At 26.8% G+C, this 23,322-nt stretch carries 20 protein-coding genes and 1 tRNA gene; 13 read left to right on the top strand and 8 right to left on the bottom strand.

All coding sequences use genetic code 11. The features are described 5' to 3' along the window. Positions 1-2: 2 nt before the first annotated feature. The 9 genes from ACTTBL_RS00420 (at position 3) to ligA (ending at position 9,534) form a co-directional block, all read left to right on the top strand. Positions 3-1,067, top strand: coding sequence for a UDP-N-acetylglucosamine--N-acetylmuramyl-(pentapeptide) pyrophosphoryl-undecaprenol N-acetylglucosamine transferase (locus ACTTBL_RS00420; protein ID WP_440643127.1), 1,065 nt, complete (start codon positions 3-5; stop codon positions 1,065-1,067). Then, the gene (gene murC / locus ACTTBL_RS00415; RefSeq protein ID WP_440643126.1) at positions 1,057-2,454 is read left to right on the top strand and encodes a UDP-N-acetylmuramate--L-alanine ligase; all 1,398 of its coding nucleotides are present in this window, start codon (positions 1,057-1,059) and stop codon (positions 2,452-2,454) included. Before ACTTBL_RS00420 ends, murC begins: the two co-directional genes overlap by 11 nt. Next, positions 2,451-3,356 (top strand): UDP-N-acetylmuramate dehydrogenase, encoded by a 906-nt coding sequence (gene murB / locus ACTTBL_RS00410; protein WP_440643125.1) that lies wholly within the window; start codon positions 2,451-2,453, stop codon positions 3,354-3,356. Before murC ends, murB begins: the two co-directional genes overlap by 4 nt. Before the next feature lies 1 nt (position 3,357). Continuing rightward, positions 3,358-4,272 (top strand): D-alanine--D-alanine ligase, encoded by a 915-nt coding sequence (locus ACTTBL_RS00405; protein ID WP_440643124.1) that lies wholly within the window; start codon positions 3,358-3,360, stop codon positions 4,270-4,272. Continuing rightward, the gene (locus ACTTBL_RS00400) at positions 4,253-4,921 is read left to right on the top strand and encodes a cell division protein FtsQ/DivIB (RefSeq protein WP_440643123.1); all 669 of its coding nucleotides are present in this window, start codon (positions 4,253-4,255) and stop codon (positions 4,919-4,921) included. Before ACTTBL_RS00405 ends, ACTTBL_RS00400 begins: the two co-directional genes overlap by 20 nt. Further along, positions 4,918-5,622, top strand: coding sequence for a hypothetical protein (locus ACTTBL_RS00395; RefSeq protein WP_440643122.1), 705 nt, complete (start codon positions 4,918-4,920; stop codon positions 5,620-5,622). The genes ACTTBL_RS00400 and ACTTBL_RS00395 overlap by 4 nt, the downstream gene beginning before the upstream one ends. 64 nt (positions 5,623-5,686) lie before the next feature. Continuing rightward, a complete protein-coding gene (gene lpxC, locus ACTTBL_RS00390) occupies positions 5,687-6,607 on the top strand; it encodes a UDP-3-O-acyl-N-acetylglucosamine deacetylase (protein WP_440643121.1) in 921 nt (306 codons plus the stop codon). A 49-nt stretch (positions 6,608-6,656) separates the two neighbouring features. Next, positions 6,657-7,511 (top strand): outer membrane protein assembly factor BamD, encoded by an 855-nt coding sequence (locus tag ACTTBL_RS00385; RefSeq protein WP_440643120.1) that lies wholly within the window; start codon positions 6,657-6,659, stop codon positions 7,509-7,511. Then, the gene (gene ligA / locus ACTTBL_RS00380; protein WP_440643119.1) at positions 7,504-9,534 is read left to right on the top strand and encodes an NAD-dependent DNA ligase LigA; all 2,031 of its coding nucleotides are present in this window, start codon (positions 7,504-7,506) and stop codon (positions 9,532-9,534) included. Before ACTTBL_RS00385 ends, ligA begins: the two co-directional genes overlap by 8 nt. Here the strand turns inward: ligA and ACTTBL_RS00375 are convergent. Together ACTTBL_RS00375 and ACTTBL_RS00370 are read right to left on the bottom strand one after the other, a co-directional pair. Then, positions 9,517-11,211 carry a M24 family metallopeptidase gene (locus ACTTBL_RS00375; RefSeq protein ID WP_440643118.1) on the bottom strand — a complete coding sequence of 565 codons (1,695 nt, stop codon included), beginning with the start codon at positions 11,209-11,211 and terminating at the stop codon, positions 9,517-9,519. The genes ligA and ACTTBL_RS00375 overlap by 18 nt on opposite strands. Continuing rightward, positions 11,208-13,244 carry an ATP-dependent helicase gene (locus ACTTBL_RS00370; RefSeq protein WP_440643117.1) on the bottom strand — a complete coding sequence of 679 codons (2,037 nt, stop codon included), beginning with the start codon at positions 13,242-13,244 and terminating at the stop codon, positions 11,208-11,210. Before ACTTBL_RS00370 ends, ACTTBL_RS00375 begins: the two co-directional genes overlap by 4 nt. 34 nt (positions 13,245-13,278) lie before the next feature. Between ACTTBL_RS00370 and ACTTBL_RS00365 the strand changes: the two genes are divergently transcribed. After that, positions 13,279-14,769 (top strand): AsmA family protein, encoded by a 1,491-nt coding sequence (locus ACTTBL_RS00365; RefSeq protein ID WP_440643116.1) that lies wholly within the window; start codon positions 13,279-13,281, stop codon positions 14,767-14,769. Here ACTTBL_RS00365 and fumC read toward each other — a convergent pair. Next, positions 14,757-16,145, bottom strand: a complete 1,389-nt coding sequence (fumC, locus tag ACTTBL_RS00360) for a class II fumarate hydratase (protein ID WP_440643115.1) — start codon at positions 16,143-16,145, stop codon at positions 14,757-14,759. The two genes, ACTTBL_RS00365 and fumC, sit on opposite strands and share 13 nt — an antisense overlap. 67 nt (positions 16,146-16,212) lie before the next feature. On the opposite strand from fumC, the gene ACTTBL_RS00355 reads away from it, so the two are divergent. After that, positions 16,213-16,584, top strand: a complete 372-nt coding sequence (locus tag ACTTBL_RS00355; RefSeq protein WP_440643114.1) for a phosphoribosyl-ATP diphosphatase — start codon at positions 16,213-16,215, stop codon at positions 16,582-16,584. Here the strand turns inward: ACTTBL_RS00355 and nadC are convergent. Continuing rightward, complete coding sequence (nadC, locus tag ACTTBL_RS00350) at positions 16,581-17,414, bottom strand: carboxylating nicotinate-nucleotide diphosphorylase (protein WP_440643113.1); 834 nt, start codon at positions 17,412-17,414, stop codon at positions 16,581-16,583. The genes ACTTBL_RS00355 and nadC overlap by 4 nt on opposite strands. Before the next feature lie 4 nt (positions 17,415-17,418). Continuing rightward, on the bottom strand, positions 17,419-18,408 hold the full coding sequence (gene nadA / locus ACTTBL_RS00345; protein ID WP_440643112.1) for a quinolinate synthase NadA: 990 nt from the start codon (positions 18,406-18,408) through the stop codon (positions 17,419-17,421). A gap of 55 nt (positions 18,409-18,463) precedes the next feature. Here nadA and ACTTBL_RS00340 point away from each other — a divergent pair. Beyond that, positions 18,464-18,549 (top strand) — tRNA-Leu (locus tag ACTTBL_RS00340). Between the two features lie 193 nt (positions 18,550-18,742). On the opposite strand, the gene ygfZ is transcribed toward ACTTBL_RS00340, so the two are convergent. Next, a complete protein-coding gene (ygfZ, locus tag ACTTBL_RS00335) occupies positions 18,743-19,633 on the bottom strand; it encodes a CAF17-like 4Fe-4S cluster assembly/insertion protein YgfZ (RefSeq protein WP_440643111.1) in 891 nt (296 codons plus the stop codon). 43 nt (positions 19,634-19,676) lie between these two features. On the opposite strand from ygfZ, the gene ACTTBL_RS00330 reads away from it, so the two are divergent. Continuing rightward, complete coding sequence (locus ACTTBL_RS00330) at positions 19,677-20,984, top strand: dihydroorotase (RefSeq protein WP_440643110.1); 1,308 nt, start codon at positions 19,677-19,679, stop codon at positions 20,982-20,984. Here ACTTBL_RS00330 and ACTTBL_RS00325 read toward each other — a convergent pair. Then, a complete protein-coding gene (locus ACTTBL_RS00325; protein ID WP_023854905.1) occupies positions 20,977-21,312 on the bottom strand; it encodes a DMT family transporter in 336 nt (111 codons plus the stop codon). The two genes, ACTTBL_RS00330 and ACTTBL_RS00325, sit on opposite strands and share 8 nt — an antisense overlap. Then, on the bottom strand, positions 21,312-23,207 hold the full coding sequence (locus ACTTBL_RS00320; protein ID WP_440643109.1) for a propionyl-CoA synthetase: 1,896 nt from the start codon (positions 23,205-23,207) through the stop codon (positions 21,312-21,314). The genes ACTTBL_RS00325 and ACTTBL_RS00320 overlap by 1 nt, the downstream gene beginning before the upstream one ends. Positions 23,208-23,322: the final 115 nt, after the last annotated feature.

The raw sequence follows: 23,322 nt of genomic DNA, 5'->3' as shown, positions 1-23,322 counted from the left end.
AAATGACACAAAAAATTTTAATTTCCACAGGTGGATCTGGAGGTCATGTTATACCAGCAATTACATTTTATAATCATTTAAAGCATACGCATGAAATTTTTATTTCAACTGATATAAGAGGTCTTGCATATTTAGATAAGAATTACAAAGTTTTTGTAATTAATACTCCAAAATTAAATAATTATTTTTTGCTTCCTTTTTCATTTTTAAAAATACTTTTTCTAACTATAAAATCTTTTTTTCTGTTAAAAAAAAATAATATTTCAATTTTAATTTCTACTGGTGGCTATATGTCTTTACCACTATGTTTAGCAGCAAAAATATTGGGCATTAATATTTTTTTAATTGAACCAAATATGGTTCTTGGAAGAGCAAATAAATTTTTTTTAAATTTATCAAAAAAATTAATATGTTATTCAAAGAATTTAATTAATTTACCATCTGGAATTAATAATAAATTAACTACTATTAAACCTTTGATAAGAAAAGAATATTATGAAGCTGTTGAGTATCAAAAAAAAGACAATTTATTCACAATTATAATAATAGGGGGTAGTCAGGGTGCAAAAATCTTTGATGAGCTTTTAAATAAATCTATTGTGAGTATAGCAAAAAAAGTTTCTATCAAAATTATTCATCAAACAAGTGAGAAAAATATTAATTTTTTAAAAAATTTTTATTCTCAGAATAATATTGAAAATAGAGTTTTCAGTTTTGATCACAATCTTAATGAAGTTTTAAAACAGGGAGATTTATGTATAACAAGAGCGGGTGCTTCAAGTTTAGCTGAACTATCTTTATTAGCTATTCCATTTATAGCAATACCACTTCCGTCATCAAAAGATAATCATCAGTACGAAAATGCAAAATACTACAAGGAACAGGATTGCTGTTGGATAATTGATCAAAAGAATTTTGATGACCAAAAATTTGAGAAATTTTTAATGGAAATGATAAATAAAAGTCAGGATTATATGACAAAAAAAAATAATTTACAGAAATTAAATTATCAAAATACATGGAATAATGTTAATCAAAAAATATTAAAAATTATTAATGAAAATTAAATTAGCAAAAACAGAACTAATACATTTCGTTGGAATAGGTGGAATAGGTATGAGTGGCTTAGCACTAATAATGAAAGGTAAAGGTTTTAAAGTTCAAGGAAGCGATATTTCAAATAATAAAAATATTGAAAGATTGAGAAAAGAAAAAATTAAAGTTTTTATTGGACATAATAAACAAAATATAGAAAAGGGAACTATACTAGTTGTATCTTCAGCTATTAAAAAAAATAATCCTGAGCTTATTGCGGCAAAAAAAAAACAATTGCCCATTTACAAAAGAGGAGAAATGCTAGCCAATATTGTTTCTTTAACAAAAAATATTGTAGTAGTCGGATCACACGGAAAAACCACAACAACCTCTTTAATAGCATCTATATTTCAAGAAACAAAAATTGATCCTACAATAATTAATGGTGGAGTAATAAATTCAATTAATAATTCTGCAAAACTTGGGAAAAGTGATTGGTCTATATTAGAGGCGGACGAGTCAGATGGAAGTTTTATTTATATACCCCCAACATACTCAATCATCACCAATATAGATAGAGAGCATATGGATTATTATGGTAGTATGGATAAATTAAATAAATATTTTAAAAATTTTGTAAATAGAGTTCCTTCATTTGGAAAATCATTTATTTGTTTAGATGATAAAAATAACAAAAAATTAATTAAAAACATCAATAATAAAAACTTCTATACATATGGATTGGATAACAAATCAAATTTTTGTATTAAAAATATAAAACAATTAAAAGAGCACTCTGAGTTTGACTTAAATATAAAATTACCAAACAAAAAAATTCAATTAATTAAAAAATTTAAAATCCCCTTATTAGGAACTCATAATATTAAAAATTCTGTAGCTGCAACTGCGTTAGCTTTAACTGTAGGTCTACCAATAAATGATATAAAAAAAGGACTTAAAAATTTTAAAGGGGTTCAAAGAAGATTTAATAAAATTTTCAATTTTAATAATGTGGATTTTTATGATGATTATGCCCACCATCCTACAGAAATCAAAGAAGTATTAGATGGTGTAAAAAAAGTTTATAAAGATTATGAAAAGATATGTATTTTCCAACCACATAGAGTATCAAGACTAAAAGATTTAAAAAAAGAATTTACTTTTGCTTTTAAAAATGCTGATAAAGTTATTTTGTTTCCAATTTATACTGCTGGAGAAAAGTTAAAACTTGGGTTTAGCTATGTTAATTTTGCTAAAGAAATAATTAAAAATTCAAAAGTAAATCTATTCTTAGTAGATGATAAATTTCAATTAGCAAAATTTATTAAAGCAAATATACATGGAAAAAAAATCGTAATAGGAATGGGTGCAGGGACTATTTCAAGTTGGATGCGAGAATTACCAAAATTGTTATCATGAAAATTGATTTAGAAGAACTAATTAAAGAATTTAGTAACAACTTAAAGTTAAATTATGATTTAAAAAAAAAAAATTGGTTTAATATAGGAGGCAAAACAAAAGCTTTCTTTAAAGCTGACAGCTTAAAAGAATTAATTAGATTTCTGAAAAAAATCCAAAATCACGAAAAGATATTTGTATTAGGTGCTGGCTCAAATACATTAATTACGGATAAACAATTTAATGGTATTGTAATTAAACTTTCAAAAAATTTTAATAATATCTCTTTGTTAAATGATGAAATTATAATAGCCGGGAGTGCTGTTAATGATAAATCATTATCAGACTTTGCAATGGAAAATGGTCTTGGTGGTTTTGAATTTCTATCATGTATACCAGGAACAATTGGTGGGGGCATTAAAATGAATGCAGGCTGTTTTCAAAGAGAATTTAAAGATATTTTAATTTCTATTCAGGCAATCAATAAATCAGGTGAAATAATTAACATACCCGCAAAAGAGATGAATTTTAAGTACAGAGATAGTAGATTGTCTGATGAACTAATTTTTTTAAGCGCATCATTTAAAGGTTTTAAAAAAGATAAAGATATTATCAAAAGAGAAATAAAAATATTGAAAGAAAAAAAAGAACAAGCTCAGCCAACTAGAATAAAGACAAGTGGCAGTACTTTTAAAAACCCTATAGACCAATCAGATAAAAAAGTTTGGCAATTGATTAAAGAGTCAGTGCCCCTTGAAAAATCATTTGGAGATGCATCAATTTCAGAAAAACACTGTAATTTTTTTGTAAATAAAGGTAATGCTAAGTTTGAAGATATGAAACAGTTAATTAATTTTGTTTCTGAAAGTGTATATAAAAAAACAGGCATAAAATTAGAAACAGAAATAAAAATATTAGAATAAATTGAAAAAAAAAATATTAATACTGTCAGGCGGAGTTTCTAAAGAGAGATTAATAAGTCTTGATACCGGAATACAAGTCGCAAAAGAATTAAAAAAAAATGGTTATAGAGTTAAAATATCTGAGCCAGATCATAATTTAGAAAAAAATATAAAAAGTTTTAATCCTAGTATAATTTTTAATGCATTACATGGTCAATTTGGTGAAGATGGTTACATCCAGACTATTCTTGAAAGATTTAAAATTCCATACACCCATTCAGGAGTGATTGCATCGTCTTTAGCAATGGATAAAGAAATTTCTAAAAAAATTTTTATTCAAAATAATATTAAAACACCAAAATATATTACACATACCTATAATATTTCTTCATACAATTTAATTAAAGAAATCAAAAAAAAATTAAAATTTCCGGTAGTAGTCAAACCTTTAAATGAAGGTTCAAGTGTAAATGTTTACATATGCAATGAGAAAAATATCATTAAAATTTTAAATTTAATTAAAAATTATAAAAAGGTTATGATTGAAGAATTTATTGGAGGTAGAGAAATACAAGTTGCAATTATGGGTAATAAAAAATTGGGAGCAATAGAGCTTAGGCCAAAAAGGAAATTTTATGATTATCAAGCTAAATATAATACAAATGCCAAAACCCAACACATTATACCAGTCGATTTACCCAAAAATAAAATTAATCAAGTTCTTCAAATTGCACATAAAGCTCATAAAATAATTGGTTGCCGCGGAGTTACAAGATCAGATTTCAAATTTTATAATGGAAAATTTTATTTATTAGAAATTAATACTCAACCAGGCATGACAAAATTATCTCTTGTACCAGAAATAGCTGCATATGAAGGAATAAATTTTATAAAACTTATTGAATGGATTTTAGACGATGCATCAACGAAAAGGTAAAAAAATTTTTATTTATTTTTTTTTACTATTTTTTCTAGGTTCAATTCAGAATACAAATTTAAACATCAAAAATTTCAAAAATAATTATTTTGTAAAAGTTTCAGGCTTAGATGAAATTGAGAACCAAATACTAACTAAAGAGATAAAAAATTTAAATCTAGAAAATATTTTTTTTATGAAAAAGAGAGGAATTTATGAAATTATTAATAACAATAGTTTAGTTGAGAGTTTTAAAATATTTAAAATTTATCCATATACTCTAGATATTAAAATTGAAAAAACAATTTATTTAGCAAAAATTAGTATAGAAAAAAAAATTTTTATTATTGGATCAAACGGAAAATTATTGAAAAATCAACTCTATAATAATGAGCTACCTTTTATTTTTGGTAATCCAAAAATTCATGAGTTTTTAGAAATAAAAAAAATAATTGATAATTCAAAATTTTCTTTTGATGAAATAAAAAATTTATATTTTTTTCCATCTAAAAGATGGGATCTAGAATTAAAAAATAATATTTTTTTAAAATTACCCAGAGATCATATTGGAGATACTTTAGATCATATTTTTAAAATAATGAATGAAAAGAATTTTGAAAACATTACATCAATTGACGCTCGCATTATCAATCAATTAATTTTAAAATGATTGAAGAATTAGAATTTGAGACTTATTTGTTTATTTCAATAAATAAATTTGAAATATATTTATTTGATAAAAAAAAATTAAAAACTTTATATAAAGAAAAATTTAATTTTGAAAACAATTCTGAAAAATTAGATTTAATTGCTTTAACAAAATTTTTAGATGAAAATATTTTTAAAATAGAAAAGTTAATTGGAAAATTTATTAAAAATATATTTTTAATTGTAGAAATAAGAGAATTATTAAATATTAATTTAGGTATAAAAAAGAAAAATTATGATCAACTAATAAGTAAAAAAAATTTTGAAAATTCATTAATTGAAGCTAAGGATTTATTCAATGAAAGTTTTCAAGATAAAAAAATTATGCATATGTTGATTAGAGAATTTATAGTTGGTGATCAATCTCACCTAACTTATATTGATAATTTACGTGGAGATAGTTATTGTATTGAAATTGAATTTAAATCAATTTCAAATGAGATAATTTTTCAGTTAGATAAAATTTTAGAAAAATATCAAATTAAAATCTCCCGTTTTTTAGATGGAGAATATGTTAAAAAATATTTCAAAAATGAAAAGTTAGAGTTATCACAGATGGCTAATAGGATACAAAATGGGGCTAATGAAAATGAGATAAAGCTAATTCCAAAAAATCCTGTAAAAATTGGTATTTTTGAAAAGTTTTTTCAACTATTTAGTTAATTTTGTTTTTTATCGTAACATTAGTTGTTTTTTAATTTAGATGAATAGAAATTAAAAAAAAGAAGTGAATTATTTAACTCAAAAAACAATAAAAAATAATGTTTCATTTTCTGGTGTAGCCCTACACAGCGGACTTAATGTAAACATGCGTATTAAACCTGCTGAACCAAATTTTGGTATTGTTTTTAAAAGAATGGATATCAAGAATAATAACCTGGTTTATCCAAATTTTTTAAATGTTTCAAATACCTCTCTAAATACTACTGTTGAAAATGAATATGGAGTTAAAGTATCAACTATAGAACATTTGATGGGAGCATTATTTGGTTTAGGGATTGATAATGCATTAATTGAAATGGATAATGAAGAGGTTCCTATTTTAGACGGATCCGCGAAAGAATTTATAGAAAAAATTATTAGTTGTGGACTACAAGTAAGTGACTCACCAATAAAAATAATTAAAATTAATAATGAAGTTAAGTTTTCTGAAGGTGAGAGGTCTATATCTTTAAAACCTTCAACATTAAGTCTAGATATTGATTTTGAACTTAAATATGAAAATAAAATTATTGGCAAACAAAGAAATAAAGTAAAAGTTTATGAAGAAGATTTAACAGATATATACAATTCTAGAACTTTTTGTTTGTTTGAGGATATTGAAAAAATCAAAAAAATTGGCTTAGCAAAAGGTGGAAGTTTAGATAATGCAGTGGTTGTTAAAAATAACGAAATACTGAATTCTGAAGGATTAAGAAATTCAAAAGAGTTCGTAAATCATAAAATACTAGATTGTATCGGAGATTTGTATACATCAGGATATAGAATTATTGGTTCAGTTAAATGTTCACGTGGTGGTCATTATTTAACTAATCAATTATTACGAAAAGTATTTCAAAATAGAGAAAATTTTTCAATTATAGAGATAAAGGAAAAAAATCTTCCTCATACTCTTATAAATAATAGAATTTTAAAATCTATAGCATAGTCCATAAAGATAACTTTAAAAGTTTCTCTTAAATCAGTATAAACTTATAATGAAACTTATTAACTTATTTTTAATATTATTTATAACATTATCTTTAATTTCATGCTCTAAGGACAAAGTTCAGAAATCAACTATAGAACAAAAAAGTTTAGAACTTCAAGTTCTAGAAGCTTATGAGGAGGGCATAGAATCACTAAAAAAAAATGATGTTTTGTATGCAGCAAAAAAATTTAATGAGGCTGAAACACTCTTTCCACAATCTACTACAGCACCAAAGGCAGCTTTAATGGCAGCTTATTCTTATTATTCTCAAGATTATTATGAAGATGCAATAGGAGAATTACAGAGATTTATAAAAGTTTATCCTTTTCATAAAAATATAGATTATGCACATTATTTACTTGGATTGAGTTGGTATGAACAGATTATTGATGAGAAAAAAGATTTACAAACAATTTTAAAAGCTAAAGAAGAGTTTTTATTAATAATAGAAAAATATCCAGAGACAGAATATGCCCTGGATGCTGAATTTAAAATAGATCTTATAAATGACACTTTAGCATCCAAAGAAATGTATATAGGAAGATATTATTTCAAAAAAAAAAAATGGATATCAGCAATTAATAGATTTAAAACAGTTGTTAATGAATATGAAACTACTATTTATACCGAGGAAGCATTGCATCGCTTAGTAGAAGTATATTATACAATTGGTTTAGAGGTAGAAGCAAAAAAGTATGCTAAGCTTTTAGGTTACAATTACCAATCTTCACAATGGTATGAAAGATCTTATATGGTATTTAATAAGATGTATGAAAAAAATAAAATAAAATTTGAAAAAGATAAAAAGAATAAAAACAAATTTCTTAAAAAATTTAAATCTCTTTTTAATTTAGATGAGTAAAAAGAAAATTAAGGATATTTATAAAAATAAAATTAAATTAATAAGCGAATTAAATAATTTTTATTATAATAATAGCGATCCCAAAGTTAGTGATCAAGAATATGATAGTTTAAAAATTGAAATAATTAATTTAGAAAAAAAATATGATTTTTTAAAATCAACAAATTCACCATCAATAACTGTAGGTTCTAAACCATCTAAAAATTTTAAAAAGGATTTACATAGAGTCCCTATGCTATCTTTAGCAAATGCTTTTACAGAAGATGATTTAATAAATTTCGAAAAAAAAATTTTAAATTTTTTGTCTAAAGACAAAGATTACAAAATTTCTTACAGTGCTGAACCAAAAATTGATGGAATTTCTGCTTCATTAACTTACAAAAATGGTAAATTTGAAAGAGGATTGTCTAGAGGAGATGGTAGAGAGGGTGAGGATATAACTTCAAATTTAGAAACAATAAAAGATATTCCAAAAAAAATTTTAGATAAAGATTTTCCTAAAGATATTGATATTAGAGGCGAGGTATTTATTCAAAATAGTGATTTTGAGAATTTAAAAGAAAAGTTTGCAAACCCTAGAAACGCTGCCTCAGGTTCTTTAAGACAAAAAAATCCAGAGGATACAAAAAAAATTCCCCTAAATTTTATAGCTTATACTTTTGGTTTTGAGCAAGGTTTAAACCAAAAAAAACAATCCGATTATTTGAAAAAATTACATAAATGGGGATTTAAAACCAACCCACTTAATAAAACAATTTCTGGTATAAAAAATTTAATTCAAAATTATAAAGAAGTTGAACAACAAAGAGCAAATTTGGATTTTGATATAGATGGTATAGTTTATAAGATTGATGATTTTGATTTACAGAAAAGATTAGGAAATGTTGCTAATGCTCCTAGATGGGCAATTGCTCATAAGTTTTCCTCAAATAAAGCAATTTCTAAAATTTTAGATATTGATATTCAAGTAGGCAGAACAGGTGCATTAACACCAGTAGCAAAAATAAAACCTATTAATATTGGAGGAGTGTTAGTTTCCAACGCAACTTTGCATAATGAAGACGAAATTATTAGAAAAGATATTAGAATTGGTGATACAGTAACAGTCGAAAGAGCTGGCGATGTTATTCCTCACATACTTGCTGTAGATTTTAAAAAAAGATCCAAGTCAAATTCAAAATTTATTTTTCCAGATAAATGTCCTTCGTGTGGCTCAAAAACTGTTAAAGAATTTAATAAAGTCACAAAAAAAGTTGATGCAGTAAGAAGATGCTCAAGTGAAGGTTATTATTGTGATAAAATTTCAATTGAAAAATTAAAGCATTTTGTATCAAAAGACGCATTTAACATTGATGGTCTAGGAAAAAAAATAATAGAGGGATTTTGGAAATTAAAATTAATAAAATTTCCACAAGATATATTTAAATTAGATTATCAAAAAATTGAGAAACTTGAAGGATGGGGAAGTCTATCTGTTAGAAATTTAAAGTATTCTATAAATCAAAAAAAAAATATTTCTCTAGAAAGATTTATATTTTCTTTAGGTATTAGACATATAGGATTAGAAAATGCAAAATTACTATCTAAACATTTTATATCTTTCTCCAAATTTCAAAATCTGCCTAAAACAAAAAATTATGATGATTTATTAAATATTGATGGAATTGGAGAAACTCAAGTAAGCTCAATGAAAAGCTTTTTTAAAAATGAAGTAAATCTAAAAGTTTTAGATGAATTAGGAAAAACTTTGATAATAAAAAATGCTTTAGCTACACAAAAAAACGGATTATTAAAAAACAAGTCATTTTTAGTAACAGGTAAATTAAATGGGATTAGCAGAGCTGAGGTCAAATCATTAATTGAAGAAAACTCAGGAAACACAGTAAGTTCAGTTTCAAATAAACTAAACTATTTAATTATTGGAGAAAAACCCACTAGAAGAAAAGTTGAAAGTGCCAAAGAGCTAAAAATTAAAATTATTAATCAAGACGAATTTTTAAAAATGCTAAATAAAAGTAGCTAACCAGCTTTTCTCTTTTGGATTTAAATATTTTGATATCCTTGAATAAACTTCTAAATGATATTTAAACAGATAATTTTTCTCATTAATTGTTAATAAATCAAAATTTATTAAATCTTTCTCTATGGGCGCCATTGTTAAATTTTGAAATAACAAATTTTTTTTTATTTTTTTAACATAAACTAAATTTTCAATCCTAATTCCATATTCATTGGTTTTATAATACCCAGGTTCATTACTTAAAATCATACCCTCTCTTATTTTTACTGTATTTATTTTCGTAATAGATTGAGGTCCTTCGTGAACATTAAGAAAAAAACCAACACCGTGCCCTGTACCATGGGCATAATCTAGGTTACTTTTATTTAAAAATTTTCTTGCTCTTTTGTCAATTTTTTTACCTGTGTCATCTTTATTAATATCAGTCGTAGCAACAGCAATATGACCTTTTAATACTTTTGTGAAAATATTTTTGATACTATGTTTCTGTTTAGAAAAACATATTGTTCTTGTGACATCAGTTGTCCCATAATTATATTGCCCACCTGAGTCACATAATAAAATATCATTTCTATTAATAGTTCTGCATTTTTCTTTTTTTGCACGGTAATGTACAATAGCACCATTTTTGCCTGAGCCCGCTATTGTATCAAAACTAGGATATAGAAAGTTTTTATTTAATTTTCTAAAATTTTCTAATTTCTTAGCTGCTTCTACTTCTGTAATTTTTCTTTTATTAATTTTTTTTATCCAAAATAAAAATTTTGTTAATGCTACTCCATCTATGATATGAGCATTAATCATATTCTTAATCTCTGTTTTATTTTTGATTGCTTTTAAAAGATAAATTGGATCTTCTCTTTTTATGATTTTAAATTTAGACTTAATTAAATTTTCATAAAATATTGAACAAGATTTATCATCTATAATAAATTTTTTTCCCTTAAGATTTAATATTTTACTTGGTAAAGTATTTACATCTAAAAATTCGTTTTTCTTAATAATTTTATCTTTTAATAATTGCTTACACTTTTTAAGATTACTTATAAGTAGTATTTTTTTTGATTTACTTACTATTAATCTTGAATTGGGAATTGGACTGTTGGGGCCATCTCCACCTCGTATATTTAAAGTCCACGCAACATTTTCTGGTGCACTAATAAAAATATAATCAGATTTATTTCTTTTTAAGTATTTGGATATTTTATTTAATTTAGAATTAATACTTTCACCAACAATATTTTTATCTAAAGAAAAAAATGGGATAGATGTATTTTCTTTCTGATTTTTAATTTCATCAATTAGATTTTTTTCAACATATTTAATTTTATTGTGTTTTAAAAAATAATTTTTAATTTGAGTATGGGTAAATAACTTTGGATCTATGCCAAGTTTAAGATTTTTAAACAAACTGCAATTTATTAATTTTTCAAATCCATAAATTTTAAAATTTTTTCCACTCTCAATTTTACTTTGAATTGTATATCTACCATCAGTAAACAAATAATTTTTATTCTTAAGAATTATGGCTAAACCAGCAGATCCGCTAAAGTTTGAGATGACCTCTAATCGATTTAATTTTGAATATTCTGTAAAATAATCGTCATTTTTTGGAATTACATAGCCATCAATTTCATATTCCTTAAGTTTATTTCTTAATTCTTTTATGTAATTTTTCATTTAATTCTCTTTTGATATCTTATCCAACCAGGACTTCTTGTGCCTTCCTCAATTTCAAAATCTTGATTAAAATCAAAATCATCGTCATTATTAATTTCCTCATCAAAGAAGGAGTTTTTTTCTAAATGTTTTTCTGGAAGTTCATCAACAAATCTTGAAGCCATGCTATCAATCCAATCTCCTTGATAAAATCTATTCATTGAAAAGGAAATTATAGCTTTTTTCTTTGCTCTTGTAATTCCTACATATGCTAACCGTCTTTCTTCCTCTAGGCCATTTTGACCTTTTTCTTCGATAGATTTTTGGTGTGGAAACAACCCTTCCTCCCATCCAGGTAAAAACACAACATCAAATTCCAAACCTTTTGCGGCATGCATAGTCATCATGTTAATTTTTTCGCCATCCCATTCCTGATCAACAGACGTTGCTAAAGAAACGTGTTCTAAAAAACTTTCTAGATTGTCAAATTCTTTCATTGCACTTAATAACTCTTTAATGTTCTCTAATCTATTTTCATTATCCAAGTCTTTTTTATTTTTAAGCATTGCTGAATATCCTGACTCATCCAAAACAATTTGTAATAATTTTATATGACTTGATTTATTTACAATTAAATCGTTTCTCCATTTCATCAAAGAATTGATAAATAAACTCAGACCAATTTTAGCTTTGGGTTTAATTAAATTTTGTTCAAGCATTTTTATTGATGCTCTTTCTAAATTTAAATTATTTTCCTTGGAAAATTCATGAATATTTTTTAAAGTACTATCACCTATCGATCTCTTAGGGTTATTCACTATTCTTTCAAAAGCCAAGTCATCTTTTTCCTGATGAATCAATCTTAGATACGCAACACAATCTTTAATTTCAGCTCTTTCGTAAAATTTTGTACCACCTAATATTCTATAAGGCATACCAATTTTAAGAAACCTTTCCTCAAATTCACGTGTCTGAAAAATGGCTCTAACTAAAATTGCAATATTATTATAAGAAAACTTTTTTTTTATTTTTTTTTCAATTTCATCTGAAATACCAATTGCTTCATCTTTACCATTTTTAAAACAGTTTAATTGCACTAGGTCGCCCTCTTCCATTGTAGTAATTAATGTTTTTCCGACTCTATTTTGATTATTAGAAATAAGATCTGAAGCTACAGATAAAATATTTTGAGAAGATCTATAATTTTGCTCTAATCTTATTACTTTTGTATTTTTATAAACTTGATCAAATTCTAAAAAATTTTTTATTTCCGCACCCCTCCAACTATAAATCGACTGATCATCATCTCCAACACAGCAAATATTTTTATTTTTTTCTGATAAAAGATTTAGCCATTTACTTTGAATAAAATTTGTATCTTGATACTCATCTACAAGAATATATTTAAAATTTTTTGAATATATTTCTCTAATATCAGAATTAAATTCCAATACTTTGACTGCGTGCAATATAAGATCACCAAAGTCACAGGAGTTAAGATCGGTTAATTTTTGTTGATAAATTTTATAAAGAGGAAGAATTGTCTTTTCATAAATATCTTTTTTATTAATTATTACATCATTTGGATAAAATCCCTTATTTTTCCATTTATCAATTATTGCAAGTATAAATCTTGGCGATAATTGTTTTACATCTATGTTCTCGGCTTTACATATATTTTTAACAAGTCTAATTTGATCGTCAGTATCAATAATAGTAAAATTAGAATTTAAATTTGCTGCTGATGCATGTTTTCTTAACAATTTTGCACAAATTGAGTGAAATGTACCAAGCCAAGAAAGTCCGATTGCTTCAGAACCTAATATTTTACTTACTCTATTTTGCATTTCTTTAGCCGCTTTATTGGTAAAGGTTACTGCTAAAATTTGATTGGGAAATGCTTTCTTTTTCTTAATTATATGAGCAATTCTTGAGGTTAAAACTTTTGTTTTTCCTGATCCAGCTCCGGCAACAATTAAAAGGGGTCCGTCTAGATGAATCACAGCTTCTTTCTGTGCTTCATTTAAATTTTCTAAATAATCTTTGTTTAACATTTAAAATAATACTTTATAAACTTTCTTTACAATTATGAGCAAAACCAATTCTTTGAATAAATTTTTAAAAAATATCAACTATTCAATTAATAATCTATTAGAGAAAAATTTAAACAAGTTAAAATTTCAAAATTTAATTAAATTAGCCAGAAGTACTAAAATAATTTTAACATTTGTCGCACTTTTAATAATTTCTCTATCTTATTTAGTTATTCCAAGTTTCTTTAGCAAAGATCAAATTTCGAAAGAATTAAAAAATAAGCTTTCAAAAAAATTAAATTTAAATTTTAAACTGTCAAATAATTTAAATTATAACTTATTTCCAAGGCCACATTTTAAAATAAAGAATGCAAATATTTTTATAGAGAATGATAATATTTCAGAAATTAAAGAATTAAATATATATTTATCTATAAGTAGTCTTTTTTCTTTAGACGATATAAAAATTAAAGATGTTAAAATCAATAAAGCAAATTTTAATTTAAATAAAAAAACTTATGCTTTTTTTTCAAATCTTTTAGAGAATGAATTCGCAAATGGATCTTTTAAAATAAAAAATAGTAATATTTTTTTTAAAAATTCAGAAAATGATGTTTTGTTTATAAACAAAATTTTAAATATGAAATATTATTATGATACAAAAGATCAAAAAAATATTTCTTATTCAGATAATGAAATATTTAATATTCCTTATTCACTTGAAATATTAAAGAACCGAAATCAAAATAAAGTATTTTCAAAAGTGAAAATGAATATTTTAAAATTACAATTTGAAAATGAAATAAATTTTCATAAAGATAATAAAATTGGAAAAACAGAGATAATTTTTAATAAATTAAAAAGTTTAGCAACATACAAAATAAATGATAAATTTTTTTCTTTTAATTATTATAATAAATATGAAAATTCAAAGTTTTTTTATAAAGGATTATTTAATATTAAACCTTTTTATTCCAATGTAGAAGGTCAAACTGAAGAACTAAATCTATCATATTTTTTAGACAGTAATGCTATGGTTTTACAGCTGTTAAAGACTGAAATTTTTAATAACAAAAATATTGAATTTCAGTCAAATGTTTTTGCAAAGCGTATACTAAATAACCTTAATTTCATTAATCTTAATTTAAAATCAAAAATAAAAGATGGTCTTATTGATTTAGATGACACATCATTTGAATGGAAAAATTTTGTTAATTTTAAAATTATTGATAGTTTGATATTTGTCAAGGATGGCGAATTAATTTTGGGCGGTCAATTGAAAGTAAATATAAGTGATTACAATGAAGTTTATAAATATTTACTTACTCCAAAAAAATTTAGAAAAAAAATTCAAAAAATTAATCTTAATTTTTCTTATAATTTTGATCAAAAATCAATCAGCCTAAGCAACATAAAAGTAGATGATAAGTTTGATCAAAAATTAAATAAAGATATAACCGGCTTTGATTTTAAGGATAGTAATCTTAAAAATAAGATCTATTTAAAAAATTTATTAAATGATGCGATTAAATCCTATTTTGGATAAATCATTTTCCTTGGATCTACAATTATTTTATAATTCTTTTCACTAATTAAACCGGTTTTTAGGGTTTCGTGTTTTAGAGTGGTGTTATTTTTTAGTGCAGTCTTTGCAATTTTAGCAGCATTATCATATCCGATATGAGGAGCTAATGCGGTTACGAGCATTAAAGAATTATCTAAATGCTCTTGAATTTTCTTTTTATTAGCTTTTATTCCTTTAACACAATAAAGAGCAAAGTTTTTTGTGCTGTCAGCAATTAAATCAATTGATTGTAATATGTTGTGAGCAATTAAAGGTTTAAAAACATTTAGTTCAAAATGGCCATGAGATCCTGCCATTGTTATTCCATTGTGGTTTCCAATAACCTTTACACAAACCATGGTTACAGCTTCACATTGTGTTGGATTAACTTTCCCTGGCATTATAGATGAGCCTGGTTCATTCTCAGGTAAGATTAATTCTCCGTATCCAGCTCTTGGACCAGAACCTAAGAAACGGATATCATTAGATATTTTCATTAAAGCTACCGCACAAGTATTAAGAGCACCAGAAAAATTAACAATTGCATCATGAGCAGCAAGTTCAGCAAATTTATTTGGAGCTGGTTTAAATTTGATTTTAGTGAGTTTAGCAATTTCTTTAACAATTTTTTTATCAAAATTTTTCTTAGAATTTATTCCAGTACCAACAGCAGTACCACCTTGAGCGAGAAACATTATTTCTTTTAGCGCATATTCTATTCTTTCTATACTTTTCTTTACTTGAAAATGATAACCAGAAAATTCTTGTCCGAGAGATAATGGAGTAGCATCTTGCAAATGAGTTCTTCCAATTTTTACAATATTTTTAAATTGATTAGATTTTCTTTTTAGTTCTTTTTCTAAAATTTTTAAGCTTGGTAGCATTTTAGAAATAGTTTCTTTAGCAATGGAAATGTGCATTGCAGTTGGAAAAACATCATTTGTAGATTGTGATTTATTAACATGGTCATTTGGATGAACAGGTTTTTTTGTTCCTTTTTTTCCACCTAAAATTTCTATTGCTCTATTAGCAATAACCTCATTTACATTCATATTTGTCTGTGTCCCAGATCCTGTTTGCCAAACTTTTAATGGAAAATTTTCATCTAATTTACCTTTAATCACTTCATCTGATGCTTTGATTATTGCTTTAGAAATTCTACCATCAATCAACTTGTCTTTTGCATGTACTATTGCAGCTGATCTTTTAATAGTTGCTATAGATTTAATAATTGAAATATTTACTAAAATTTTTCCAATATTAAAAAATTTATTAGATCTTTGAGTAGATGCTCCCCAATATTTATCATTTGGAACATTTATGCTTCCAATACTGTCAAATTCTTTTCTTAATTTCATTGATTAATTTTTAAGTAACAAATAATTATTAACATACAATAAATTTTTAAAAACATACAGGAGCATTATGTCGAATTTTAGCAAAGTAGGTACATTTATGAAAACTTTTGGTCAGGAAGTTAAAACGAAACCATCATTTAGTACTGATAAAATAAATAAATTAAGGTTAGACTTAATTAAAGAGGAACTAGAAGAGCTTACAGTAGCTATGAATAATAAGGACTTATTGGAAGTGGCTGATGCGCTAACAGACATATTATATGTAACTTATGGAGCAGGGCATGCATTTGGAATTGATTTGGATAAATGTTTTGATGAGGTACAAAATTCCAACATGAGTAAGTTGGATGAAAATGGAAAACCAATTTACAATGATTCTGGAAAGGTTATGAAAGGTCCAAACTATTTTAAACCTGACCTTTCTAAATTCGTAAATTAGATTTCTAACTTAAAGTCAACACCTGGAGCGCTGTGTGTAATACTACCAACAGAAATTCTATCAACACCAGTGGAAGCAATTGCTTTAACAGTTTTTAGGCTAACATTTCCAGAGGCTTCAGTCTCATAATACTTTTTAGCAATTTTAACACTATCCTTCAAATTTTTAATATTCATATTATCAAGTAGAACAGTATTAAATTTTAGACCTAAAATTGATTTAAGTTGTTTAATTGTATCCACCTCTACAGTAATTTTTTTCCCTTTTTTATTTTTGATTGCTTTTAGGACTAAAGATTTTATATCTGAGCTTGCTACATGATTATCTTTAATTAAATACTCATCACTTAAATTAAATCTATGATTTGTACCTCCTCCTAATTTAACGGCATATTTTTGGATAACTCTCAAATTTGGAATTGTTTTTCTCGTGCAACAGATTTTGGTTTTTTTTCCAGCTAATTTAACAAACTCATTTGTTCTAGTGGCTATTCCAGAAATGTGTGACAAAAAATTTAAAGCAACTCTTTCAGCAATTAAAATATTTTTTGCCTTCCCTATAATTAAAGCAACTACAGAACCTTTTTTAACTCTTGAACCATCTCTTTTCTTAATAATAAATATTATTTCATTATCAATTAAAGAAAATGCTTCTCTAGCAAATAATAAACCACCAACAATTGCGCTTTGATTTGAAATTAATTTAACTGTTAAGATTTTGTCATTATTAATTAAGTCTGAAGTAATATCGCCTGAAGGATAAAGATCCTCATTCAATGCTAGCTTAACCGTACTTTTGATAAATTCTTTGCTTAGTTTTATTTTTGACACTTATTTATCTGCCAATAGCTGCCATTCTCTCTACAGATATTCTGGCTTTATCAATCGTTTCTTTGTCCATTATAATTTCACCAGTCTCATTTTCTAAACAATCTAATATTTTTGGAAGTGTAATTTTTTTCATGTGAGGGCACATATTACATGGTTTAACAAAGTCTACATTTGGATTTTCTATCTGGATATTGTCACTCATTGAACACTCTGTAACCATCATTACTTTTTTAGGTTGATTATCTTTTACATATTTTATCATTCCAGAAGTTGATCCTGCAAAATCACTTGCTTCAATTACTTCAGGAGGACATTCTGGGTGTGCAATAATTTTAATTCCTGGATTATTTTTTCTTATATCATCTATTTCTTTTTTGTTAAATTGATCATGAACAATGCAAATTCCTTTCCAAGAAATAATTTCAACATCAGTTTGAGAAGCAACATATTTAGCTAAATAATCATCAGGTAAAAATATTACCCTCTTTACCCCTAGTGATTTAACTATTTTAACTGCATTAGCAGATGTACAGCAAACGTCTGTTTCAGCTTTGACTTCAGCCGAAGTGTTAACATAAGAAACTACAGGAACACCTGGATATTTTTCTTTTAATAACCTTACATCTTTTCCAGTAATCGATGATGATAAAGAACAGCCAGCATCCATATCTGGAAGAATAACTTTTTTATCAGGGCTCATTAATTTTGCAGTTTCTGCCATGAAATGTACCCCAGCCATTAAAATAATATCAGCTGAAGTTTTTGATGCTTCAATTGCTAATGCAAGAGAGTCTGCAGAAAAATCTGCTACACCATGATAAATTTCTGGTGTTTGATAGTTGTGAGCAAGAATTACAGCATTCTTTTCTTTTTTTAATTTGTTGATTTCATGAATATACGGAGCATGAACTGACCATTCAATTTCAGGCATAACCTTAGAAATTTTTTGATAAATAGGATCTGTTGCTTTACGCACTTCTTGTGTAAATTCCATAAAGATTTTTACCAATTTGAATCATGATTGTCATTCATTTATTATGGGACATATCGCGGTCGTGCTGAAATCGGTAGACAGGCACGGTTGAGGGCCGTGTGGACCTAGTCCATGAGAGTTCGAGTCTCTCCGACCGCACCAAAGTGAATTTTATAGAGGAGTTTTTGATGGATAAATTGCTTTCAGTAATATTCATGATCGGGGTTTTACTTTTAGTTCTACCAAGTTTTTTACAATCAAATTCTCAATTAAAGCAATTTCTTAAAAATCTGAGTATATGGATTATTGTAGTTTTTATTATTTTAATGATTGTTTATTTATTTAAATAAAAAAATTAGTTTTTTATCCAATCAGGTTTATTGATATTTATTGAAGCTTCTTTAGTTTTAAAATTTGCTTTTTCATCAAAGTTTTCGTTTAAGAATTTAATTAAAGCAAAAGGGTAGTCACTATCAATCAAGACCTTACCTATTTCAATTTCGTTATTATAAATACTTTCACCTTCGTGCAGTTTTCCATTAATTACATTTATTGGAAACAATCTTTTTGAAAGCTTGTTCTTTAATTTGATTCGCGCTGTATTTTCTTGGCCGACATAACAGCCTTTTTTGAAATCAATTCCATTTAGTTCTTCAAAATTACATTCAATACCAAACAATTTGTCTTTTAATTTATTTAAATCTTTTGGAACTATTCCAAGGCTATGGCTTAATGAATAATATTCTTTAAGATTAGCATCATGAAGATCTAGTTTTTTTAAAGATAAATAAAGTTTTTCTAAATTAATAATTAATCTAGCACCCAAATCCTTATTTCTTGGATCTAAAAAAATTGGATCTTCTCTATATTTAATTGTGCATCCAGGTTGATCTTTTGCTCCATCAAAAGTTAAGAATTTTTCATGAGAAAATGCTGCAACAACAAATTCATTACTTAAATTGAGAATTTCAACTTTTGATCTTAGCTTATATAGAGATAATTGTTTGTATAACTCCTCTGCCTGAGATTTTTCACAATCCAAAATATATCCTGATTTATGTTTTACGATTATAAATTCATATAAAAATTTACCCTGGGGCGTAAGTAAAGAGCTAAAACAACTATTTACATCGCTTACTTTGTTTATATCCTTACTGATAAGATTTTGAAGAAACTCTTTTGCATCTTCTCCGTTAATATAAAGAATTGCTCTATCTTCTAGAATGTAAACGTTTTTTATATTCATAATTGATTAATTATAGATTGTAATATAATAACAATTTCTCAAAATGTTAGATCTTATAATTAAAAACGGACAATGTTACATCGATAGTGAATTAAAATATGTTGATGTTGCTGTAAAAGATGGAAAAATTCAACAGATTGGGCAAATTTCAGAAGAAGCAAAAGAAACAATTAATGCAGAAGGCCATACAGTATTACCTGGTTGCATAGATACCCAAACACATTTTAGAGAACCAGGATCAACGGATACAGAAGATCTTCATTCAGGAAGTAGAGCAGCAATAACAGGAGGCATTACTAGTGTATTTGAAATGCCTAATACAAATCCACCAACATCCAATATGAAGGAATTTCAAAGAAAACTAGATCTCGCAAAAAATAGAATGTATTGCAATTATGCTTTTTACTTCGGCGCAACTGCAGATAATGCGGATGATTTAGCAAGTCTAGAGGGTTTAGAGGGTTGTTGTGGAATTAAATTGTTTGCAGGATCTTCAACTGGTAATTTATTGGTTGCTGAAGAAGACGATATAGATAAAGTTTTTCAAAATGCCTCAAAAGTTGTGGCAGTTCATTCCGAAGATGAGGCAATTTTAAAAGTTAATAAAAAATTAATTAAAGAGGGTGATGTTCATACTCATCCAGTATGGAGAAGTGCAGAATGTGCAATAGCATCTACCAGAAGAATTGTTCGAATAGCAGAAAAGCACAATAAAAAAGCTCATGTACTTCATATTACAACAAAGGAAGAAATTGATTTTCTATCTCAACACAAAGGAAACATTACTTTTGAGATTACTCCCCAGCATTTAACTCTTTATGCTCCAGACTGCTATGACAAGCTAGGAACCTATGCTCAGATGAACCCACCTTTAAGAGATAAATCTCATTATGATAGATTGTGGTATGGGGTAAGAAATAATTTTAATGATACTATTGGATCAGATCATGCTCCTCATTTAAAGGAAAATAAAGACAAGATATACCCCAACACTCCTTCAGGAATGCCAGGAGTTCAAACTTTAATGCCTGTGATGTTAAATCATATTAATGATGGAAAATTATCTCTAAATCAATTGATGAATTTTGTTTGTGAAAATCCAGTTAAGATTTTTGGAATTAAAAACAAAGGTTTTATTAAAGAAGGTTATGATGCTGACTTTACAATTGTAGATATGAACAAAACAATTGAGATTAAAAACGAAAACATTGAAAGCAAATGTAAATGGTCACCATTTAATGGATTTAAATTTAAAGGAACACCTACACACACAATTATTGCAGGAAAAATTAAAATGCAGGATGGAAAAATTTTAGGAGAGCCAGAGGGAACTCCTTTGACTTTTAGTTAATGGTTTTAGAAGAATAAATATTTACGAGCGTTAAACCTAATACAATTAAGAACATTCCTAAAATAACTTGCCAGCTTAAAGACTGTCCATAAAAAATATATCCAAGTATAGCAATTGTAAAAATTCCTAAACCGCACCAAGTTGCATAAACTACTGCCAATGGAAGTTTAGTTACTACAATTGAGAGACAAAAAAATGCACATACATAAAAAAATATTAAAGCTCCAGTTGGTACTGGTTTTGTAAAACCCTTTGTAACAGGCAAAAGCATTGTTCCTGAAACTTCAAAGATAGTTGCTGCGATTAAAATTAGATATGTTTTTAACATTATTTTATAATTTCATTTTGAACTAAGTTTTCTTTAATTTCATCTAAAATTATTGGATCATCAATTGTAGGCGGCACTTTATAATCAATACCGTCTGCAATTTTTCTTATTGTCCCTCTTAAAATTTTACCTGATCTTGTTTTTGGTAATCTTTTAATCACAATCACTACTTTAAATGCAGCAACTGGTCCAATTTTATCTCTAACCATTTGAACACATTCTTTAGATATAGTGTCATTATCTTTATCAACACCAGATTTTAAAACGACTAGACCAATAGGTAATTGACCTTTTAACTTATCTGCTATTCCAAGTACTGCACATTCAGCAACGGATTGATGCTCAGATAAAACTTCTTCAATGGCACCAGTGGACAATCTATGACCTGCTACATTTATAATATCGTCTGTTCTAGACATGATCCAAATATAGCCATCATCATCGATGTGACCTGCATCATATGTTTGATAATACCCTTCATAGTTAGACATATAGTTTTCTTTATATCTTTGATCTGCATTCCATAATGTTGGGAATGTACCTGGTGGCAAAGGGAGTTTTACAACAATGTCTCCCATTTCGTTTGGTTTAGCTAAAGACTGATCTGGTTTGATGATTTTTACATCATACCCAGGTACAGCTTTACAGGCTGAACCATATTTTGTTTCCATCATTTCTATTCCAGTACAATTTGAGCTAATTGCCCAACTAGTCTCTGTTTGCCACCAATGATCTATCACCGGAACTTTAAGTAAATTTTCAGCCCACTTTATAGTATCTGGATCAGCTCTTTCTCCAGCAAGGAATAAGCTTTCAAAACTACTCAAATCATATTTTGAGAAAAATTTACCTTCAGGATCCTCTTTTTTAATAGCTCTAAAAGCTGTTGGTGCTGTAAAAAGTGACTTTACTTTATAATCTGAAATGATTTTCCAGAAAGCACCAGCGTCAGGTGTTCCAACAGGCTTACCTTCAAACAGTACTGTAGTACATCCTTTGAACAATGGAGCATAAACAATATAAGAGTGCCCCACAATCCAACCAATGTCACTTGCTGACCACCAAATATCATCTTTATCAATGTTATAGATATTTTTCATAGTCCATTTAAGAGCAACAATGTGACCACCAATATCTCTCACTATACCTTTTGGAGTTCCAGTCGTACCTGATGTATATAAAATATATGCAAACTCATTTGAGTTCATCTCAACACAGTCAGCATCTTTCGCATTAGAGACAACTTCCTCCCAGCTGACCTCTGTTGGAGTATTTAATTTAACTTCATGACCAGGTCTTTGAAATAAAATCATCTTTTCAATTTTGTGATTGGCTATTTTTATAGCTTCATCTACTAGTGGCTTATACTCAACAGTTCTTCCTGGCTCAAAACCACATGAAGCAGTTACTAATAACTTTGCTTTACTGTCATCTATTCTACTTGCAAGCTCATTTGAGGCAAACCCACCAAACACAACAGAGTGAATTGCACCAATTCTAGCACAAGCAAGCATGGCAATTACTGCTTCAGGGATCATCGGCATGTAAATGATCACTCGGTCTCCTTTGTTTGCACCTTGCGCTTTCAATGCCCCCGCAAATCTAGAGACTTTTGATCTTAATTCCTTATAAGTGAACTTACTTTTGTTACCAGTAATGGGACTATCGTAGATTAATGCAGTTTTTTGTCCTCTTCCTTGATCAATATGGATGTCTAAAGCGTTATAGCAGGTGTTTGTGACCCCATCTTCGAACCACTTATAGAAAGGCGGGTTGGATTTATTTAAAATTTTTGTTGGTTTTTTAAACCAAAAGATATCTTCAGAGGCTTCTTGCCAAAACTTTTCAGGATTATTTATAGAATTTTCGTAAATTTCATTAAACTTAGAAGACATAAAGATTTGATTCGATTTCCTTATTTTTTTTGGTTTTTAACTTATAAATTGTATTTAATTTTAAAAATTAAGTAAAATCAATGCTTATTAGTGACAATTAAGTCTTCATAAAACT

This window comes from Candidatus Pelagibacter sp. HIMB123 (assembly GCF_052048195.1).
Lineage (GTDB): Bacteria > Pseudomonadota > Alphaproteobacteria > Pelagibacterales > Pelagibacteraceae > Pelagibacter.
Note: the sequence above shows the minus strand (reverse complement) of the source record. Positions and strands in the feature narration are given on the sequence as shown.

Bases quoted from the DNA above. Each gene is read 5' to 3' on its own strand.
- ACTTBL_RS00370 (WP_440643117.1), bottom strand. From the start codon at position 13,244: ATGTTAAACAAAGATTATTTAGAAAATTTAAATGAAGCACAGAAAGAA.
- ACTTBL_RS00365 (WP_440643116.1), top strand. From the start codon at position 13,279: ATGAGCAAAACCAATTCTTTGAATAAATTTTTAAAAAATATCAACTAT.
- ligA (WP_440643119.1), top strand. From the start codon at position 7,504: ATGAGTAAAAAGAAAATTAAGGATATTTATAAAAATAAAATTAAATTA.
- ACTTBL_RS00400 (WP_440643123.1), top strand. From the start codon at position 4,253: ATGCATCAACGAAAAGGTAAAAAAATTTTTATTTATTTTTTTTTACTA.
- fumC (WP_440643115.1), bottom strand. From the start codon at position 16,145: ATGAAATTAAGAAAAGAATTTGACAGTATTGGAAGCATAAATGTTCCA.
- ACTTBL_RS00420 (WP_440643127.1), top strand. From the start codon at position 3: ATGACACAAAAAATTTTAATTTCCACAGGTGGATCTGGAGGTCATGTT.
- nadA (WP_440643112.1), bottom strand. From the start codon at position 18,408: ATGGAATTTACACAAGAAGTGCGTAAAGCAACAGATCCTATTTATCAA.
- ACTTBL_RS00385 (WP_440643120.1), top strand. From the start codon at position 6,657: ATGAAACTTATTAACTTATTTTTAATATTATTTATAACATTATCTTTA.
- ACTTBL_RS00395 (WP_440643122.1), top strand. From the start codon at position 4,918: ATGATTGAAGAATTAGAATTTGAGACTTATTTGTTTATTTCAATAAAT.
- ACTTBL_RS00330 (WP_440643110.1), top strand. From the start codon at position 19,677: ATGTTAGATCTTATAATTAAAAACGGACAATGTTACATCGATAGTGAA.
- ACTTBL_RS00325 (WP_023854905.1), bottom strand. From the start codon at position 21,312: ATGTTAAAAACATATCTAATTTTAATCGCAGCAACTATCTTTGAAGTT.
- ACTTBL_RS00320 (WP_440643109.1), bottom strand. From the start codon at position 23,207: ATGTCTTCTAAGTTTAATGAAATTTACGAAAATTCTATAAATAATCCT.
- murC (WP_440643126.1), top strand. From the start codon at position 1,057: ATGAAAATTAAATTAGCAAAAACAGAACTAATACATTTCGTTGGAATA.
- ygfZ (WP_440643111.1), bottom strand. From the start codon at position 19,633: ATGAATATAAAAAACGTTTACATTCTAGAAGATAGAGCAATTCTTTAT.
- murB (WP_440643125.1), top strand. From the start codon at position 2,451: ATGAAAATTGATTTAGAAGAACTAATTAAAGAATTTAGTAACAACTTA.
- ACTTBL_RS00355 (WP_440643114.1), top strand. From the start codon at position 16,213: ATGTCGAATTTTAGCAAAGTAGGTACATTTATGAAAACTTTTGGTCAG.
- ACTTBL_RS00375 (WP_440643118.1), bottom strand. From the start codon at position 11,211: ATGAAAAATTACATAAAAGAATTAAGAAATAAACTTAAGGAATATGAA.